Source organism: Falsochrobactrum shanghaiense, from assembly GCF_003149535.1.
Lineage (GTDB): Bacteria > Pseudomonadota > Alphaproteobacteria > Rhizobiales > Rhizobiaceae > Brucella > Brucella shanghaiense.
This window is the reverse complement of record NZ_QGDB01000038.1, coordinates 1-632: the sequence shown is the minus strand read 5'-3', so window position 1 is coordinate 632 and position 632 is coordinate 1. Positions and strand designations below refer to the sequence as shown.

The following is a 632-nucleotide window of genomic DNA, read 5'->3' as shown; positions in this document are numbered from 1 at the left end:
AGTGGTGTCCCACCACGGTGCCACCCGAGAGGGTGTTCAGGGCCGAAAATGCGGCATTTAGTACTGTATAAATTGGTGGACGGCTGCCAGACGGACAAGGAGCCTTTAAACGGGGAGCTATGCTAGGCAAAAATCGCGAAAAAAAAAAAAAAATTTGCCCGAAAATGCCCAAAAATGGCCGATTTTGGCCGTTTTTCGCCCAAAAATGACCATTTTTGACCATTTTTGACCCTACCCCACCTACCCCCCTTTTTTCGAGTTTTCGAACTCGACGAATTTTGACACGCGCGCGCGCGCGCGTGACAGGGTGCTCGGGGCCCCTCTGTCGTTTCTCGACTCAGAGATTCAGGCGAGAGCAAACAGGAAAATAAATTTTCCGTAAATCAAATCGCTTACTCGATTTGTTCGTAAAATTGTTTTTAAAAATAAAAAAATTTTTAATAAACAAGTACACTGACGTGTTGCATCAGAACAAATTTTCTATTTTTGTTTACAAGAATAGACAGTTTGGGCTTGCAAACAGGTCGGAGACTTTTATTTTATATTTATTTCTTTATTATTTCATCTTTCAATTGCCCATTCGTTGTCCCGCGCAGCGTGGACGGGCAATTGTATCCCGCCATGATGCTCAC

The 632-nt window shown here is 43.7% G+C and carries 1 protein-coding gene; it reads right to left on the bottom strand.

Features of this window, described 5'->3' with window-relative positions; all coding sequences use genetic code 11:
• Nucleotides 1-223: hypothetical protein (locus DKP76_RS19560; RefSeq protein ID WP_210204490.1), on the bottom strand; the 223-nt coding region annotated here is incomplete at its 3' end.
• Between the last annotated feature and the right edge of the window lie 409 nt (nt 224-632).